The organism is Flavisolibacter tropicus (assembly GCF_001644645.1).
Lineage (GTDB): Bacteria > Bacteroidota > Bacteroidia > Chitinophagales > Chitinophagaceae > Flavisolibacter > Flavisolibacter tropicus.
The window spans coordinates 474574-492884 of the sequence record NZ_CP011390.1; the positions used below are offsets into that span (position 1 = coordinate 474574).

Annotated in this window: 16 protein-coding genes; 6 read left to right on the forward strand and 10 right to left on the reverse strand. The window is 41.6% G+C overall.

Annotated features, from left to right (window positions below; all coding sequences use genetic code 11):
• The first annotated feature begins 149 nt into the window (after positions 1-149).
• On the forward strand, positions 150-581 hold the full coding sequence (locus SY85_RS01955) for a DoxX family protein (RefSeq protein ID WP_066401535.1): 432 nt from the start codon (positions 150-152) through the stop codon (positions 579-581).
• A 229-nt stretch (positions 582-810) separates the two neighbouring features.
• Here SY85_RS01955 and SY85_RS01960 read toward each other — a convergent pair whose 3' ends face one another.
• The 3 genes from SY85_RS01960 to SY85_RS01970 form a co-directional block, all read right to left on the reverse strand.
• Positions 811-1290, reverse strand: a complete 480-nt coding sequence (locus SY85_RS01960) for a DUF416 family protein (RefSeq protein WP_066401536.1) — start codon at positions 1288-1290, stop codon at positions 811-813.
• A 127-nt stretch (positions 1291-1417) separates the two neighbouring features.
• Positions 1418-2062: a hypothetical protein gene (locus tag SY85_RS01965; protein WP_066401537.1), complete on the reverse strand. Its 645-nt coding sequence runs from the start codon at positions 2060-2062 to the stop codon at positions 1418-1420.
• Between the two features lie 259 nt (positions 2063-2321).
• The gene (locus SY85_RS01970) at positions 2322-2873 is read right to left on the reverse strand and encodes a hypothetical protein (RefSeq protein WP_066401538.1); all 552 of its coding nucleotides are present in this window, start codon (positions 2871-2873) and stop codon (positions 2322-2324) included.
• Between the two features lie 731 nt (positions 2874-3604).
• Here SY85_RS01970 and SY85_RS01980 point away from each other — a divergent pair.
• Positions 3605-4405 carry a HipA family kinase gene (locus SY85_RS01980; RefSeq protein WP_066401540.1) on the forward strand — a complete coding sequence of 267 codons (801 nt, stop codon included), beginning with the start codon at positions 3605-3607 and terminating at the stop codon, positions 4403-4405.
• Positions 4383-4766 (forward strand): DUF3037 domain-containing protein, encoded by a 384-nt coding sequence (locus tag SY85_RS01985; RefSeq protein ID WP_066401541.1) that lies wholly within the window; start codon positions 4383-4385, stop codon positions 4764-4766. The genes SY85_RS01980 and SY85_RS01985 overlap by 23 nt, the downstream gene beginning before the upstream one ends.
• Positions 4767-5025: 259 nt before the next feature.
• On the opposite strand, the gene SY85_RS01990 is transcribed toward SY85_RS01985, so the two are convergent.
• The 4 genes from SY85_RS01990 to SY85_RS02005 form a co-directional block, all read right to left on the reverse strand.
• Positions 5026-5808: a carboxylesterase family protein gene (locus SY85_RS01990; protein ID WP_066401542.1), complete on the reverse strand. Its 783-nt coding sequence runs from the start codon at positions 5806-5808 to the stop codon at positions 5026-5028.
• Between the two features lie 167 nt (positions 5809-5975).
• The gene (locus SY85_RS01995) at positions 5976-6872 is read right to left on the reverse strand and encodes a LamG domain-containing protein (RefSeq protein ID WP_066401543.1); all 897 of its coding nucleotides are present in this window, start codon (positions 6870-6872) and stop codon (positions 5976-5978) included.
• A gap of 18 nt (positions 6873-6890) precedes the next feature.
• Complete coding sequence (locus SY85_RS02000) at positions 6891-8417, reverse strand: RagB/SusD family nutrient uptake outer membrane protein (protein WP_066401544.1); 1527 nt, start codon at positions 8415-8417, stop codon at positions 6891-6893.
• 18 nt (positions 8418-8435) lie between these two features.
• Positions 8436-11510, reverse strand: coding sequence for a SusC/RagA family TonB-linked outer membrane protein (locus SY85_RS02005; protein WP_082886258.1), 3075 nt, complete (start codon positions 11508-11510; stop codon positions 8436-8438).
• Positions 11511-11801: 291 nt separating this feature from the next.
• Between SY85_RS02005 and SY85_RS02010 the strand changes: the two genes are divergently transcribed.
• On the forward strand, positions 11802-12680 hold the full coding sequence (locus SY85_RS02010) for an MBL fold metallo-hydrolase (protein ID WP_226998973.1): 879 nt from the start codon (positions 11802-11804) through the stop codon (positions 12678-12680).
• Positions 12681-12686: 6 nt separating this feature from the next.
• Here the strand turns inward: SY85_RS02010 and SY85_RS02015 are convergent, their stop codons facing one another.
• Positions 12687-13928, reverse strand: coding sequence for an outer membrane protein assembly factor BamB family protein (locus SY85_RS02015; protein ID WP_066401546.1), 1242 nt, complete (start codon positions 13926-13928; stop codon positions 12687-12689).
• A gap of 144 nt (positions 13929-14072) precedes the next feature.
• Positions 14073-14444 carry a LytR/AlgR family response regulator transcription factor gene (locus SY85_RS02020; RefSeq protein WP_066401547.1) on the reverse strand — a complete coding sequence of 124 codons (372 nt, stop codon included), beginning with the start codon at positions 14442-14444 and terminating at the stop codon, positions 14073-14075.
• A 313-nt stretch (positions 14445-14757) separates the two neighbouring features.
• On the opposite strand from SY85_RS02020, the gene SY85_RS02025 reads away from it, so the two are divergent.
• Positions 14758-16251, forward strand: coding sequence for an MFS transporter (locus SY85_RS02025; RefSeq protein WP_066401548.1), 1494 nt, complete (start codon positions 14758-14760; stop codon positions 16249-16251).
• Between the two features lie 5 nt (positions 16252-16256).
• Entirely contained in the window at positions 16257-16502 is a 246-nt protein-coding gene (locus SY85_RS26160; protein WP_066401549.1) for a DUF6814 family protein, read from the forward strand.
• A 168-nt stretch (positions 16503-16670) separates the two neighbouring features.
• On the opposite strand, the gene SY85_RS02035 is transcribed toward SY85_RS26160, so the two are convergent.
• Positions 16671-18194 (reverse strand): glycoside hydrolase family 10-like protein, encoded by a 1524-nt coding sequence (locus SY85_RS02035; RefSeq protein ID WP_066401550.1) that lies wholly within the window; start codon positions 18192-18194, stop codon positions 16671-16673.
• Positions 18195-18311 lie beyond the last annotated feature (117 nt).

The following is an 18311-nucleotide window of genomic DNA, read 5'->3' on the forward strand; positions in this document are numbered from 1 at the left end:
GCCGTGCTACAATTGGCCAACGAAATAATGGCGCTAAAGTGGTGACCTCATATGAATGGCCCATTGTCGCAATCCCCCTTTTAAATTGTTGTAATCGCACAGGGAAAAAATGAGCGATCGACTGCATCTTTGTAATAAATTCAAAAGTTATGAAGCCCAAAACAATCAACACGCTGTACTGGACGTTCACTATTCTATTTTGTGTATTAATGATATTTTCCTCGTGGGAAAGCATATTAGTAAACGAAGATTCGATTAAATTAATTCACGGTATGCTGGGCTACCCGGAATATTTTATTCCCTTTACTGGCTGGGCGAAAATAATTGGCGCTATAGTTCTCTTGATTCCTGGTTATGGCAGAATAAAAGAATGGGCTTACGCAGGTTTGTTTTTTGACTTGACTGCTGCCGTTTATTCCGGCATTGCCGTTTCCCAAACCTTTAATCCGTTAATGCTTACAATGGCGATTTGGTTTGCACCTGGTATACTGTCCTACATTTACTGGCATAAGAAAAGAAAGCTTGCTTCCAATAAGAATGTAATGACTGAAAATGAAAAGGAAGTTGCTTTGTCTTATTAAAGATTGATAATCATAAAGAACCAGATGGACTTTTTTATTTGTAGCTGTCTACAGTATGCGGGGTTGGGTAAGTAGCATGAGGTTCTGATGCCACACTTTTGGTAACGGCTTGGTTTAGTTGTTTGGGGTGCTGTTTTGAAAAAGCTATGGCTCGCCCTTTACCCCGGCATCAGTACCCTGCGCGGCCAAGGCCAGGCGGTATACTGGCGCCAGAAAGGGGAGGCGCTGTTTAGAAGTTTAAAAGGAAATGTCTTGCTTCAATTAGCAAGGGATGATTTTCTATTTCTTCTTCAGAAAGTTCTTCTTCATTTTCGTCATGTACTTTAGCATCAATAGTATCATAGTAGGACATTGCTATCTCAATATAATGTTCTTCGTCATTCGGTTCAGCCACTTGTAACAATAAAGCATTTACAGCACCACAAGCATTTAGAGCAAATTCCCCTCCATCGTAATCTTCTGTATCTGGGCAAACTTCTTCTAAGCTTTCTAAAAATTCATGAAGCTGGTCACTATCCTGTTTGCCTGTTTCAACGAAACGGATACTATCTAGTAAAACATCAGGGTTTCCAAAACTTGATTCATTGACAAACTCTTTATAATATGGAAAGAGTCTTTTGCAAATGCTTATTCCATGTGAGATACGGTCTTGGTAGGACAAAAGTTGTGCACGTTGTTTGAGACTTTTTTCAAATTCTATGAAAACCATTTGCTGTTATTTATTGCGGCTAACGAGTATCAACTTTGCGAAGGTTGGCCATTTGATATTCATCTGATTAGCGATTAAAAGTTTAAATTTAATTTGTCAGCCCGACTTTTGCAAAACTGCTGTTGTGCTAAGCTGTCAGTTTTAGTGGTGTTGCCGAACTCTTACCAATTAATCTGCGAATCCTATTTTGAAGTTCAATTGAAAGTCCATTTTTTATCCAAACTTTAGAGTCAAAATAGCCTGTCCATCCTTCGACCTCAAAAGGAAAGTTGATTCGTCCAGGGATTAAATTTGTGAGATATAATAAATCTGGGATTTCTCCATCATGTGTTTGTAAACAATCAACTGTACTTCTAATTTTGATTGTAATATGAGTGCCTATTACCTCATTATTTAATACGACGTAAGTAATAAATGGTTCAAGGTTTCCAAAAGATCGCAAACGCCCCTTAAAAACATGAAAACTATCGATTACACCCTTTTGATCAAACCGCCAAGGGGTTTGTTTGAAATTCCTTTGTAAAGTCGCTTCTATCTGCTTTGAATCGAATTCTCCATAGTAAAAGCCATTGAGAAACTCAAGTAGCTTTAGATCCAACCGCTTTTTCTTCCTAGCTTGCTTTAAAGTCGAACCCGTTAAAGAACACCCGCTTTTAGTGCGATACATCGAAATAAGACTGTCAACGAAAGTTTTGTTTTGCTGCCAAACAGGGGATTGACCGCAAACCGATACAACAGTTATCAATCCTATTATCAACAAGACGCTACGCATATTTTTAAGTAAGTTTCACATCACATGCTAATATACAAACCTCTGTCAGTTTCTCACTTTCATTAGATTTTAGTCTACTCAGCTCAGTTACAAGCCATTACAGGTGCGCCACGCTTATTGCCCGAAGACAGTGCTTTGCTTATTTTTATCCTTTCGGCAACAATGAAACTTACTGTATTCTATTAAACAGGCAACCCAAAAAACGCACCTGCTGCCTTGCCATTTAAATCTATCAAATGAAGACACTTATAACAAAAAACTATTCCTTCAATAATTCAGGATTAATACACTCCTGGCGAGAAGTAGTAGCAGTTTCGGGAATATGCAACCGCCCGTTGCGTTTCACTTTCCAGTTGGATAAGTAGCGCGCCTGCTTGGGTTTTTGATTGGCAGGTGCTGGCGGCTGTTGCACAGGCTTTGTTGTTGGTGGTACTGCCGCTACAGGTGTTGCTTCTGTTGCCTTTTGCTTGGCAGCTAATACCTGGCAATGCGCCATCAGCAGTTCCTGTGCTTCTTCTTTTGTATGGCCCTGGTACAACCACTTATTGACCATGCCAGTTAACCTGGCAAACAACCCGGGTTTACGCACGGTCCCTGGAAGCTGGCGGTAGTACACGCGCTTCACCATCCTGGCAGCCACCCCAAACCGCTCGGCATTGGCCATCGTGCGCTTGAGGCTGGGATCCTTGCGCATCCTCTTAGCACTTTTATAATCGCCTTTGCTACGCAGGTAATACGTGTCTCCTAACTTATAGAAGATGATGCCATCGATGGTGCCGGTAATGAAGACGGGGCCTACTTGTTTTGCCATGGGGTACGGGTGATTATTGATGATTTTAAATGCTAAGTATTTTAGCAAATCTATTCATTTCTTACTTTCCTTACAAGCGATTTTCAGCCTTTATTTATACACATATAAGCGGAAGCTAATACGAGGAGTTTCACGCAAAGGCGCCAAGGAGGAAAGGCGCAAAGAATAATGAACAAGGAAGGATGATGGAATGAGTAAGGAGTGGTGAGTGGTGAGTGGTGAGTGGTGAGTGATGAGAAGAAGGCAATCCCTAATGAACCTATAAGGAATGTATATAGGAGGAGTAGTGAATGTGGAAGGCAGGTAGAGGGCTTTACCTGTGCAGTTGGTACGGACTTACCTACAGAAGAGGTACAGATAAGGTACAGGAGAGGTACAAGAGACCTACAGGTTAGGCAGGGCAGCGCGGCAGAAGCCCGGCTCATGAATGGTGAGTGGTCAGTGGTGAGTGTCATGAAAAGAAAATCCTATCGTATAGATCTTCTTAAATCATCAATCATTATTCATTACTAATCATTGATTATTGAGCGTTGAGCATTGAACATTCCTTCTTTCTTCCTTTCGCATTTCGAATTTCCCCTTTCGAATTTTTCCTACTTCTTCATTCATCATTCCTTGTTCCTTGTTCATTATTCTTCTCCTTTTCTCCTTTGCGCTGTGCGAAACCCTTCGACTAAGGTGAAAAAGAAAGGAAGTAGTCAAGAACGGCCATAAATTTGCCAGCACAATACATGGAGAATCATAACCCATTACAACTGAGAACCGTAAACGTAGCCCGCTATGTAACGCCATTGAGAGAAGGCGGTTCATTACCTGCCATTGTGGAAGCGGACGACGAGTTTTTGTATGTACTCAAGTTCAGGGGAGCAGGGCAGGGCGTGAAAGCATTGATCGCTGAATTGATTGGCGGAGAGATTGCCCGCTCGCTAGGCTTTCGCGTACCGGAGATTGTATTTGCAGAAGTAGATTCCGCATTTGGAAGAACTGAGCCAGATGAAGAGATACAAGACCTGCTGCAGTTTAGTGAAGGCTTAAACCTGGCTTTACATTATTTGTCTGGTGCTATTACTTACGATCCGGTAGTTACTAAAATAGATCCGTTGCTGGCATCGCAGATTGTATGGCTGGATAGCTTCATTACTAACGTAGACCGTACCGCCAGAAATACCAATATGCTGATGTGGTATAAAGAACTGTGGCTAATCGATCATGGAGCATCCTTATATTTTCATCATTCATGGGATAACTGGGAAGAGCAGGCTAAACGCCCTTTCCAAGCCATTAAAGACCACGTATTGTTGCCTTGGGCCAGCCAGTTGGAAGAAGTAGATGTGGCCTTTAGTGCCCTACTTACTGCCGAAAAACTGGAAGCTATAGTAGCGAGTATTCCGGAAGACTGGTTATTGAAAGACCGAACACCAGAAGAAGCCCAAGAAGCACGTAACGTATATAAACAATTTCTGACCTTACGATTGAACGCATCCAAAACCTTTGTAAAAGCAGCACAACATGCCAGACAAGCAAATATATGAGTACGCCATTATCCGCGTTGTGCCTAAGGTAGAACGGGAAGAGTTTATCAATGTGGGCGTTGTTTTATTTTCTAAGAAACTTAAGTTTCTGAAGACGCTTTATAAAGTGGATGAAATGCGCCTGAAAGCGCTTAGCGATACGCTGGATATTGAAGAAGTGGCCCAATACTTAAAAGCCTTCCAACAAATTAGTGAGGGGAGTGCAGAAGGTGGTCCTATTGCTAAATTGGATCAGCCATCGCGTTTCCGCTGGCTAACGGCTACGCGCAGCACTATTGTTCAGGCTTCTAAAGTGCACCCTGGCTTTTGCGGAGAGCCAGAGCAGGCTTTGGAAAAGTTATTTACGCAAATGGTGGGATGAGAGGCCAAGGAACGGCCCCACACGCCCCCGGCCCCTAAAGGGGAGGCAGCGCGGCAGGAGCCTGGCCCGTGAATGGTCAATGGTGAATGGTGAGTTTTCAGCCGCACAAAACCAAAAGAACAAACAGTCTTATATACAAGAAAGCACTCCGTTAGCGGAGTGTTTTTCTATTTATAGACATTCTGTATTCTTCTCCTTTTCTCTGCGTCCTTTGCGCGAAACTAATTAGCGCGAAGCGCTCCCTTTAAGGACGGGGGCGTTATTTATAATGGCTGAAGAGCCATGGCAGTAAATCTTTTTCGGCGAAGGCGGAATCCCAGCTGTTGTGATTGGCATCAGGATAGAGGCGGAATAAAACTTCTGCTTTATGTTTCTTTAAGGCATCTACCATTTGTTCAGAAAAGGTGGGAGAAACGATATCATCTTTTGCGCCGTGGAAGATCCACCAGGCAGTTTTATGAAGTTTGTTTGCTGTTTCAGGATTTGCGCCACCACAAATTGGAAAAGCGGCTGCATAGGTCTTTGGATTGCGTCGTACCAGTTCAAATGTACCCATGCCGCCCATGGATAGTCCGCCTACATACATGCGCTTCCGATCTATGGGATAATTATCTGTAAGCGATGTTACCAACCGTTGCAGCAAATGCATGGCTGTTGTTGGTTCACCATCAGTTTGAAAGTTGAACGTACGCTTGCCAGCACTATCGGTAGTGATCTTTACATTACTCCAATAGCTGTTTTCGGAACATTGGGGAAAAACAACGATGGCCGGGAAGTCTTGGCGCACGGTGTCATTAAGGAACAAGTTTGCACCATGTGAAAGTTGCTTTTCATTATCGGATCCACGCTCGCCAGAGCCATGTAGAACAAGTACTAATGGATATTTCTTTGTAGGTTGAAAGTCTTTGGGTAATAATATACGGTAGGGTAAGGTATCGTTGTTGGCAATAAACCATTTCTTTTGGTATAAAGAGAAGTCTTGTGCCTGCAATTGAAGGCCAGTAAACAAACTTAGAATGCAGTAGAAAAAGAACTTCATCATGATTTCTTTACTTATAAACGTAAAAGTAAAGAGCTTCGCATAATACAGGTAGCTATTATATGGTTTTCGTTTTTCTTTTTAGCGCACCTATAGTATAGCGTATGAATAATACGTAGACTGAAAGCAAATGATAAGGGCTGCTAAAAGCAGGCCCTTATGTAAAGTCATTATCTACCTTGTTTTTCCAATACAGCCAACGCACTTATTTCCTGTGCCGATAGGGCTTTGTTATAGATCCTGAATTCATCCAGCGCTCCTGTATAGGTTAACATCCATGGCTCCGGGTTATTATAAGGTGAGCCTAATTGGTTTTGATAGCCACCAATAACAAAGCGTGTTGGGTCTTTAAAATTCAGTTCTCCCAATGGTGTACCGGCAGCATCGGCTTTGCGATCTTCTACACCGGGAGGCAAGGTTCTTTTTTCTCCATTCACATACCATCCAACTTTTGAAGTGGTCGCATCGTAGGTCCAGGCCACATGGCGCCAGCCACCATACATATTATCCGGACGGAAGTCGCCATTGGGTTCTACCCAGTTTTCTGCATTTGTTACGCCGTTCTTTTCAAAATGCAGCTTCATGAACATTTTATTCTCTGTTGAAGTATTGGATTCAATCAGCATGAAGAAGTTGCCCCAGAAAGAACCATCCTGTTTGGTAAGCGTGTAAATGCCCTGTGCGCCACCATCATGTTTATCTGTGTTGATCCACATGGTTACTGTAAATGACTTAAGGGTTGCTACAGGACCAGGATTGGTATACGATATAAATCCATTAGTAGAACCCTTATAAGCTTGACCTTTGACACCTGTAACCCAAGAGGTAGTTCCATTTGCTGTTCCTCCGGTAATAGCACCCTTGGCATCGTTAACGGATCCATCAAAAGTAAAATGGGCTACTAGGTTGGTTGGCGCCACTTCTGAAGAATTTTTGTATCCACCGGGAACGGGTGGGGGATCTCCGGGTGGAAAGTCATCACTTAGATCAGCTTCTGTGCAAGATGAAAAGGCAAGTCCGCTCAAGAGCAGACCTGATAAAAGATATTTTATAGAAACCGTTCTCATCACAATCTGTTTTAAAGATTAATAATTAGGGTTTTGCGTGAGTCTTCCGCCACTTAAGTCAATCTGCAGTTGCGGAATAGGAAAGAGTTCATGTTTACCTGCCACAAAAGGCTTACCATGTGCCTGCATAACCGAGGCGGCTCTTCCTTCGCGTACCAGATCAAAGAAACGGTCACCTTCTTCAGCCAATTCCACTCTTCTTTCTTTCCATATATCAGCTTCGGTAGCGGTTGCGGTAGTGAGGCCTGCCCGCGTTCTTACTTTTTTCAGAGGCGTTAGGGCATCACCTCCTGTGTGTGTAGCAGCTTCTGCATTGATCAACAATACTTCTGCATATCTAATAACGCGGATATTTTTTGGTTTGTTGTCTTTGTCGTTGATACCATTACATGCCAATGCCTCTTTAAAGGGGCTATGATACCCTTTATAGTTATAGCGTTCATTTACTACGGCAGGGCGGGGTGGAATAGGAAAACTATCCCAAAGTTTTACAACATCAGTGGCACTGGTGAAAATGATGGTGCCGGCTCTTCTTACATCTCCTGTTTCATAAGCGCCTGCTAAGTCTGCTGTAGGTGTATTCAATCCAAATCCCAAGTCGCCGGCTACATAAGATTTGCCCTCAATAGTTACAGGAGGAAAGGTGCCACGGGGCCCTTGGAAATTGCTGTAGTTAACACTAATGCCATCACATGTGGATCCAATCTTTATAGGAGTGGCCTGCACTTCAAAAATGGATTCAATACTATTTTCACCAACTTCTCTGAATAAGTTGGCATAGTCTGGGTAGAGATCATATTTGCCGGAATTGATAACAGCTTGCGACATATCATAGGCGCCTTGCCAGTTTTTCTGGTATAGATACACTTTGGCTAAAAGCGCCTGTGCTGAACCTTTTGTGGCGCGTCCAATTTGTGATCCAGCTTCTCCTTTTAGAGGCAAGTGGTCTACTCCAAATTTCAGATCATCTACAATTACAGCATAGATATCATTTGCAGAAGCGCGGGTTTGGAATTCATCGCTGTTTGCTTCTGCAGGATCGGGCACCCTGATTACTTTGGGAACACCGCCAAACATGCGCACCAGGTTGAAGTAATAGAGGGCTCTGATGAAACGAACTTCACCCAGCAACCTGTTCTTAGTGGCTTCTTCATAAGTTCCGCTAGTTAAAATATCTATTGCCTTATTAGCGGCTGCAATGCCTTTGTAATGATCTACCCATACATCATTAAACGTGGATGTGTTGGGGGTATGTACCAATGGATCTATTTCTATGGCACCAAAACCAGGGTCATTCGGTTCTGATCCTTTATCCGAGTTGTCGGAAGTTATTTCACCTAAAATCAAATATTTCAGTCCTATGGTTCCCTGGTAATACAGCGTATTGTAAACACCACCTACCAACTTATCTGCAGCTGCAGGGTCTATCAATGCCTGTTCTTCTGTAAGATCGCCCTGAGGGGCCACATTTAAAAAGTCTTTTTTACAGCTATTGGTAATAGCCAGTAAAGAAAGTGTTGTAATGGTATAGAGTAAGTATTTCATGGTTGATAAGAAGTTTGATTAAAACCCTAGGTTAACACCAAAAGCAAACGTGCGGGTGGTGGGATACGTGTTTATATCCACACCCTGATTTAAAACAGCTGCTCCAGGTTTTGCCGGATCATCTGCCGCTCTCATCTCTGGAGTAAAGCCGGTGTAAGGTGTAATGGTAAGCAGGTTTTGCGCTGTTAAATAAACTCTTAAGCTACTAATACGAGCCTTTTCCAGTTTGCCACTGGGGAATGTATAACCAACGGTAAGATTGTTAATCCGGAAGAAATCACCACTCTCTACAAAATAAGTAGATGCAGGTAAGGCGCCAAGGGTGGCTCTGGGAACATCAGTATTTGGGTTATTGGGTGTCCAGCGATGCCGGGCCACGTCTGCTTCAATATTATCTGTTTGTTGAATAGTACCGCGGGCTGCTTTTTTACCATTGTAAATTTTACTACCTGCTAAACCGTACGTATTAATGCTCAGATCAAAATCGCGATAGCCAACCGTACCATTAATACCATACGTAACCTTTGGTTGATAAGAGCCTGCATAGATCCGGTCCAGGTCATTGATAACACCATCTGGCTTACCATCCGGACCACTAACATCTCTATAGATAAGGTCGCCAAGGCGCGCACCTTTTTGAGCTGATGCAGCAATTTCTGACTCTGACTGGAAAATACCAACGTTATCAAGTACAAAATAACTAGCAATAGGCTGGCCGTTGTCGGTCTTGGTAACAGGATAATTACCGACGAGATCACCAATCAACGGTTGTCCGCCATTCAGGTTTTCAATGCGGTTTTTATTATGGGCTACGTTTCCGTTTATGGAATAGGTCCAGTCTTTACCAATCTTATCAGTCCATGTTAATCCTAGCTCAAATCCTTTATTCGTAATCGTTGTAGCATTGGTTAAGTATTTATTATCTGCATCACCAAGTATGGCTGGCAGGTTGATGTAGATTAGTGCGTTATCGGTTTTTTTATCGTAATAATCTATCGTGCCGCTAAGTCTTTTATCTAACATGGTAAAGTCTACTCCAAAGTTGAATTCGTCTGTTATTTCCCATTTTAGATCTTTATCATTAATGTTTGGGAATTGAATACCTAAGAAGAGTGTGTTATCAAAGAAGTAAGGCACATTCTGCCGGGCTATTGAATAATATAAAGAAGAAGCAATGTTGTCGTTACCCACCTGGCCCCAGCTACCTCTAAGCTTTAAAACACTAAATAGATTCTGTTTAGACATAAAGTTTTCATCCACCATGTTCCAGCCTAATGCCACAGAAGGGAAATATCCCCAGCGATTATCTGAACTAAAGCGTGAAGTTCCATCTGCACGAATCGTAGCTGTTAGCAGGTAGCGATTGTTATATGAGTAATTTACTCTGCCCAGGTAAGAGTTGCGTGCATACTTGTCGCCTGTATTAACAACTGTTTGCGTGCCTGATGCGCCTGCGTTTAAGAACCATTGGTCTTTATTGCCGGGTACCTGGTTGGCTGTACCAACTATACTATTGAATTTATACTCCTCTGCTGTAACACCGCCTAAAATGGTAAAGTTGTGTTTATCGATAGTCTTAGTATAGGTTGCAGTATTATCCCAGATCCAACGGTTTGCGTCATTCTTTGTTAAGGAAAGTGTTTGGTTCACACTTATCTGGTTACCACCAGGCGTTAGGAAAATGGAGCCATCATAATAATAGCCATAGGCAGTTGTTTTGACATAGCTCAAATCAATTCCCATTGCGGAACGTAAAGTTAATCCAGCTATGGGTTTAATATCCAATCCAAAGTTGCCCTGTATCCTGTCATCTAATGTTTGGTTGTAATTCTTTTCAATATCTACAAGAGGGTTAGCAACGTTACCTACAGCCGATGTATTTCCATACTTTCCATTTTCTTTAGCTGGAACAATTGGGGCAGCTCTATAAGCGTTAGAAAAAGCATTAAAGTTGGCGCCGTTGGCATTGCCTTTTGCAAATGATGCTGAAGTGGTTAATTTGAACACCTTACTAATGGTAAAATCATTGTTGGAGCGTACGGTAAAACGGTTGTAATCATTGCCTTCCAGAATACCTTCATCACTCAAATAGCCTGTGCTGAGGTAATAAGTAAATTTATCATTACCGCCAGACAAACCCACATTGTGGTTCTGCGTAAAGCCCGTGCGTAGTATTTCATCATACCAGTCTGTATTGGCACCTGTTAGGGCGGTGGAGGGTACTAATGGCGATCCGCTACCATAGTAGATACTGGCTTCATTCAGGTAGCCCGCATACTGGTTTTCACCGGCCATATCTACTAGGTCAGTAGCTTCTCTTACGCCTACCATACCATCGTAGGTGACTGATGTTTTGCCCGGACGTCCTTTTTTTGTAGTGATCAGTACAACACCATTAGCAGCCCGCATACCATAAATAGCGGTGGCGCTTGCGTCTTTCAGAATTTCCATTGAAGTGATGTCTGAGTTGTTGATGTTTCGGATATCATCTGTTAATACTCCATCAACTACATACAGAGGGTTCACACCAGCTATTGTTGATCCGGTACCTCTTATTCTTACAGCTGGCAAGGAGTTAGGCTCGCCACTGCTAATAACTTGTACACCGGCCACTCTGCCTTGAATGGCTTGGGTGGGCGTTTGTACAGGCTGCTTGGCTAGCTCAACACCCGCAATAGAGGCTACTGCACCTGTTACATCCCTTCTGCGTTGTGTACCATAACCAACAACTACAACCTGCTCTAACTGCTGTGCAGTGTTGATCAGCGTAATATCTATTGTTGTTCTGTTGTTGATGGCTACAGTTTGTGACGCAAAGCCTATTGATGAAAAAACCAGGGAACCATTGCCTGGAGCTGAAATGGAATACATTCCACTTGTATCAGTAGTAACGCCACTTGAACTTCCGCTAACCAGAACGGTTGCATTTACTAATGGCTGTCCGGCATCCGTAACAACCCTTCCTGTAACCCGAATGTTTTGGGCATTTGCATTCGCTGCCATTAAAGTCAGCGTAAACAGTGTAAGAACAGGTGTTTTAATCTGACGCCAGAAGAACACTAACTTTTGAAGGGTAAAAATTATAGGTCGCATGTTCTATGATTAAGGATGAAGATGAATTTTGAAGAATAAGAAAAGACAAGAAATCGTTAGGAAGAATCTTCCAGATAATAGGTAAGCTGAGAAATAACTAGTTTATCAGCCATGTTTGAAATAAAAAGAAGTGAAGTAGGTGTAGCAAGCGAACTTTACATTCCCTTAACTTATTGACAGTATTCATATGAAAAAAGCTGCTATTCATTAGATTTTTTTAGCCAATTAGACTGCTGAGCCAATGGCTATTAAGGCATTTTGTTAAAGGCAGAAGAAAAGCGGTTATATTTCATGTTAAACAACACAAAAAAGAAGTTTCTTTGCGCATCCATGTCCGTATATATTACTTCATTAAACTCCGGGAGCAACGGCAATTGTTATTATGTTGGAAATGACAATGAGGCCGTTTTAGTAGATGTTGGTATTTCTTGTAAAGAAGTAGAAACCCGAATCAATAAGCTTGGTTTATCGCTGTCTAAGGTAAAGGCCATCTTTGTTTCACACGAACATACCGATCATGTTAGGGGAATTCCGGTTTTAGCATCCAAATACAGACTACCCGTTTATATAACAACTAATACATTACGAAACTGTCGTTTTCGGTTGGATAAGCAATTGCTTAATACTTTCCAGGCAAATGAACCTGTGTCTATTGGCAGTCTTAAGGTAACCGCTTTTCCCAAGTTTCACGACGCTGTTGATCCATACAGTTTTGTGGTAGCCAATGGAAATGTGAGAGTAGGAGTCTTTACGGATATAGGCGCTCCTTGTGAAAATCTTACCCATTATTTCAAACAATGCCACGCGGCCTTCCTGGAATCTAATTACGATGAAGTGCTTTTGGAGAAAGGAAAGTATCCCTATTATTTAAAGAACCGCATCAGAAGTGGGCATGGACATTTATCTAATACCCAGGCTTTAGCTTTTTTTAAGGAGCACCGGCCAGCCTATATGAGCCATTTGATTCTTTCCCATCTTTCCAATGAAAACAACTGTCCAAAGCTGGTATATGACCTCTTTTCGGAACATGCCAATAATATAGAAATTATTGTGGCCTCCCGATTTGAGGCTACGCCTGTTTATACGATAGCAGCTCTAGAGGGTGCACCTGTAATGAGTGTAATTAATCTGCCACCCGAGCCAGCCATTACTCAAATGACATTATTTTAAACACCGTTATTCTTTATTAAAGCAATAGATCGCCCCGTCGGTACTGCTAATGATTAACTTATTGCCAGTAATAACAGGAGAGGAAAAGAAGGCGCCCAGATCATAATACATGGTAATAAAGTCTTCACCTTTTCGGATTATCTGTTGAATATCATTTCTGTATACATCATTTTCGGTGAAGTACCTGGCTTTGTTTCGTTTATAGGCCTCGGTTTCGTATGTCCAAAGAATGGCTCCTGTGCGACGGTCAATGCCAAATAGTTTACCCATTAACGTTCCTATAAATACGGATGTGTCTGCAATGGCGGGTGCACCAAATACATTAAACTTTACTGCTGCCTGCCATTTTGTTCGACCTGTATAGGGATCTAAAGCCAGAAGCACCATGTCGTCGGATGTACCTACATAAAGAACAGAGTCTTTTACAACTGGCGTCCCCATAGCCCATCCTTTAGCAAACTGTCTGTTCCATAGTCCATAGCCTTCTTTTATATTTATGGCATATAGGTTATAATCCCTGGAGCCAATAAAGATCCGGTCATTAAACACCGTAGGATTGCCTTGCATTTCGCCTTTAGGGAAAAATTGTTGTCCCACTGATTTAAATTTCCAGATCAGCGTTCCTTTTATAGCATCCAAGGCATACACATAGCCATCAAAGGATCCAATAAATAATTGGTTGTTATGAAGTGCTGGTCGAGCATGAACTACATCGCCTGTTTTAAACTTCCATTTAAGCGTTCCATTGTTGGCATCTAAAGCATACACATAGCTATCGCCAGATCCAAAATAGAGGATGCCTTTTTCAAAGATGGGGGAAGACTGGTAGTAGTCGGCATAGCTGTATAGAGAATAGGTTCGCTCTCCTTGAGTTTTAAATTTCCATAACAGCCGTCCTGTTTTTTGGTCTAATGCATAGACATTACCATCACCTGATACAAATGCTAATTGATTGCCATAAAGAGCTGCTATAGAACGGATCTCACCTTGCGTATGAAACTTCCAAATTGGCTTGCCGGTTATAAGGTCAATGGCATGCATGGTGCTATCCAGGTTGCCGCAAAAGATGAGGTTATTGACAATTACAGGAGAAGCAAAAAAAGGTTGAGCGGTTTTATAAATCCAAACAGGAGTAAGGGGGGGCTTGTTAGTAGGAGTTGATTCTTTTGAGTTTTGTGTATAACCTTCAAAAGAATAATGAAGTAGTAAAAGGTATGTGATTAGAAGTTTAAGATGCTTTGCCTGCAAGTGTTTAAGGGTTTAATTAATGAATCAATATTTCGGTTGAATAAATGCGTGTACTAAGCACTGCAATAATTAGTATTGAAAGATAACCAAAAGGCTGTCAGAGGGCAATGGTAGGATCAATAGCATATAAAAAATGGTGTAAAGCTACATTTCATAGATCCACTTCTTAAAATGGGGCGCTGTTTCCTGGCTAACTATAACCCGGTAGGTATTGTTCAATACGGAAATATCAACTTGTAGTTTAACTTTTTCAAAAGGCTTGAATACTTTAATAAAGTCAATGTTTATAATGTACTGTCGGTTAGCCCTGAAAAACACAGTTTCGTCCAGGGTTGCAGCCAGTTCAAACAATGGCTTATCGCATATATATTTATTCCCTAAATGATCAATTACATACACTACTTTGTTTTCGGTATAAAGCAGGGCTATTTCTTCTGTTTTTAATGAAATACATTCAATACCCCGGCGAACGATCAAACGCTTTCTAAGCCTCTTGGTGGTTTCTATACTATTCATTAGTAAAGAAATTATACTTTAATTTAAAAAAAAGAATGCACAAATCCTTTTGTTTATAATAGGGCATTTGATGAATGGTAAAGCTGCTTTGGCAGTGGATTTTTTGCAGGTTTAAAAGAAAGGGCTATTTCTGGTTTATACCTCAAAGCATAATATAATTGGAGAGAAAATCATCGCGTGACTTGGAATCACTTATTCAAATTTTACCCAATACAAATGATTTGTTATTAAATTCATAGCCTTAACTAAGTAGGCCAGAAGGATTGGTGATAAGTGGATTGGGGTTCTACACCTTATTGAAAATCATTACCACATGCAAACTGAAAAAGGTATCGGCAGGGTCATTACAGCATCTTCTGTAGGTACACTCATTGAATGGTACGACTTCTACATCTTTGGAAGTCTTTCGACGATCATTGCTCAAAAATTCTTCCCTTCCTCCAATCCAACGGCAGCTCTTCTTTCTACATTGGCCACCTTTGCCGCAGGGTTTATTGTGCGCCCATTTGGTGCGTTGGTATTTGGCAGAATAGGAGACCTCATCGGTAGAAAGTATACTTTCTTACTCACCTTAGTATTGATGGGCTTGTCTACTTTTTTGATTGGATGTGTTCCTTCTTATGCCACTATCGGTGGTTGGGCACCTTTCCTTGTTTTGCTGTTGCGCTTAATTCAGGGCTTGGCCCTGGGTGGTGAATATGGTGGTGCAGCTACCTATGTGGCAGAACACGCTCCTGCACATAAAAGAGGCTACTATACCAGTTGGATTCAAACAACAGCTACGTTAGGGTTATTTGTGTCATTGGGTGTTATTCTTTCCATCAGACGATGGGTAGGTGTTGATGAATTTGTAAATGGACAAGGTTGGCGTTATCCTTTTCTGCTATCGATAGTACTGGTTATCGTTTCTATTTTCATTCGACTGAAGATGAGTGAGTCGCCTTTGTTTGCTAAACTAAAGCTGGAAGGCAAAACATCTGTTAATCCGCTGAAAGAAAGCTTTGGTCATAAAGAGAACTTTAAAATGGTGCTGCTTGCTTTATTTGGCGCCACCATGGGGCAAGGTGTTATTTGGTATACAGGGCAATTCTATGCACAAAATTTTATTCTTACCAAGTGCAATGTTGAATATGAGCAAGCCAATACCATAATCCTGATTGCCTTGGTTTTTGCCACGCCATTCTTTGTGGTCTTTGGTTTTTTGTCTGATAAATGGGGGCGCAAAAAAATCATGCTGGCAGGTATGCTGCTGGGTGTTCTATTGTATCGGCCTATTTTCAAAGAGTTATTCCAAATAGCTGATACTTCAAATAAGGTGGTGGCTTCAACTAAAGTTGTCGCTAATAATGGCCCCATAGCTTCTTTAAATGATGCTTTGCAACCAACTACTACTATCAGCACATTTACAGATGATACGCAACTTAAAACCACAGTTACGCAAAAGGATACAGTATTGCCTCCTGTTATAAAAAAAGAAGTAACACTAAATAAGGGCAGTCAATGGAGAATGATTGGCTTAGTAGCGCTAATGGTATTATTTGTAACTATGGTTTATGGCCCTATAGCAGCCTTCCTTGTTGAACTCTTTCCTACACGCATCCGTTATACATCAATGTCTTTGCCCTATCATATTGGTAACGGGGTGTTTGGTGGATTAGTACCCTTTGTAGCTACATTGATTACGACATTGCCTGGTACAGATCATTTATCTGGGCTATGGTATCCAATTGGTGCAGCGTTATTATCCTTTATTATTGGATTAATATACCTGAGTGATAAAAACAAGATTGTTGACGATCATAAATAAATACAATGAATCAACTTAAACAATTTCTAGGAATCATATGGATGCTGATCGGTCCATTACTATTCGTGCTATTGATATGGAGTGCAGTAACGAATATTAACGCAAAAGGAGTCGGTGATATTAGCAATCCTGTACCTTGGATCATTATTATTTCTGTCTTTGCTCCAATAGCAGTTGGGCTTTGCATTTTTGGCTGGTACAGCTGGAGGGGAGAATACAATAGTGAAACAAATAACAACAATAGATCCTAGTACATGCCATTAAAAAAGGAGTAGGAAAACTTAAATTATTTAAGTTTTCCTACTCCTTTTGTTTTCACTAGACACCACACATCACTAGACACTACACATCACTAGACGCCACACATCACATGACACTCATTACTCATCACTCATCACTCACCACTCACCACTCACCCCTCACAGCGTCACTTCCTTTCCCTTGCTCTCATTACCTGTTCGGTCAACAGCCGTAACAATGATTTTTGTTAATGGGGTATTGGTGTTGCCAATTGTTTTATTGCGATTGACTTCTAAGCTTCTTTCTTTACGGTTCAAAATTTCATAGCTCCACTGTGAACCATACTGGTAATAAACAACCCAGTGGAAAACATCATTTTCTTCTTTAGGAGTCCAGTTGATTTGTACTATATCATCTTTTACAGTGATACTCGCATCTGGCATTTCAGGTGCTTTATTATCCAGCCATGGACTAGCAGGCACAAGTGCATTCTTTTTATAGGGGCCATTCAATACAGCTTCTGCAAGCTTTGGGTTTTTGGTTATTGAAGAAATGCTCCAGTGTACCACACCCTTGCTTTCTGGGGTCATTCCGCGCGAGATCATGATCTGGTTGACCGTTTCGTTTACAGCGTTCAAGCTGGAATCTCTGCTCACACTTATCCCAGGCCACAGGTGGCGGTGCTTTGTATTCTCCTCAGACCACCAGCCAAGTAATACAGGAAAGCTTTGGGGTATTTTATTGATGGTCCAGTATAGCTGCGGAGAGAAATAGTCTACCCAGCCTTTATTTAACCACAAGCGAGCATCTGCGTAAAGCACATTATACTGATCAAAACCTTCAATTGATGAAGGATAGCCGGGGCGCCAGATGCCAAAAGGACTTAGTCCAAATTTGACATGAGGTTTTTCTGCTTTTATAGAAGTATACAGTCGTTGAATCAGTTGGTTTACACTCTCTCTTCTCCAATCACCTCTGGATAAAAGTCCGCCACTGTTTTTGTAAGCAGTCCAGCTGACATCGTCAGGGAAATCTTCATTGTTGTTGTAAGAAGGATAGGGGTAAAAGTAGTCATCAAAGTGAACGCCATCAATGTCATAGCGTTTTACCAGGTCCATTACCACTGCGGTTGTTCTGTCCTGTGTTCCTTTTTGTGCAGGGTCCATCCAGTAATAACCATCTTTTAATTTCACCACTAGTTCGGGATTGGTTTTTACAATAGATTTTTCACTTATTTCCTTACCCGATACATGATGAGCACGATAGGGATTAAGCCAAACATGCAATTCAAGTCCTCTGTCATGGGCGGCTTCTACCCAAAAAGCTAATGGATCATAGTAAGGAGCTGGCGCCTTACCTTGTTCGCCTGTTAAAAAGTAGGACCAGGGTTCCAGCTCGCTTTGATACAAAGCATCAGCTTGCGGACGTACTTGGAAAATGACAGCATTAAAATGATGCTGTTTCAAAAAGTCCAATAAAGCAATAGCTTCTTGTTGTTGTGCCTCTGTGCTAAGGCCCGGTTTACTGGGCCAATTGATATTAGCCACTGTCGCTACCCAAGCCGCCCTGAATTCTCTTTCTACAGCGGGTTTTTCGGTTGAGGAAGGGGTAGGGGGTGATGTTAGTGATTTGGAATGACTACAGCCAGCCAAAGTGATCCATAAACATACAGATAAGATAAAGCCAATTCGTCTTACAATCATTGAATAAGAATTTAACGGTTAAAACAGCCTGTTATGGTTTTACCTCCCAAAAGTAATATGACAAAATCTAACGATGTGTAAGTATCATTTGGTATTAAGCATAATGCCTTACCTCTA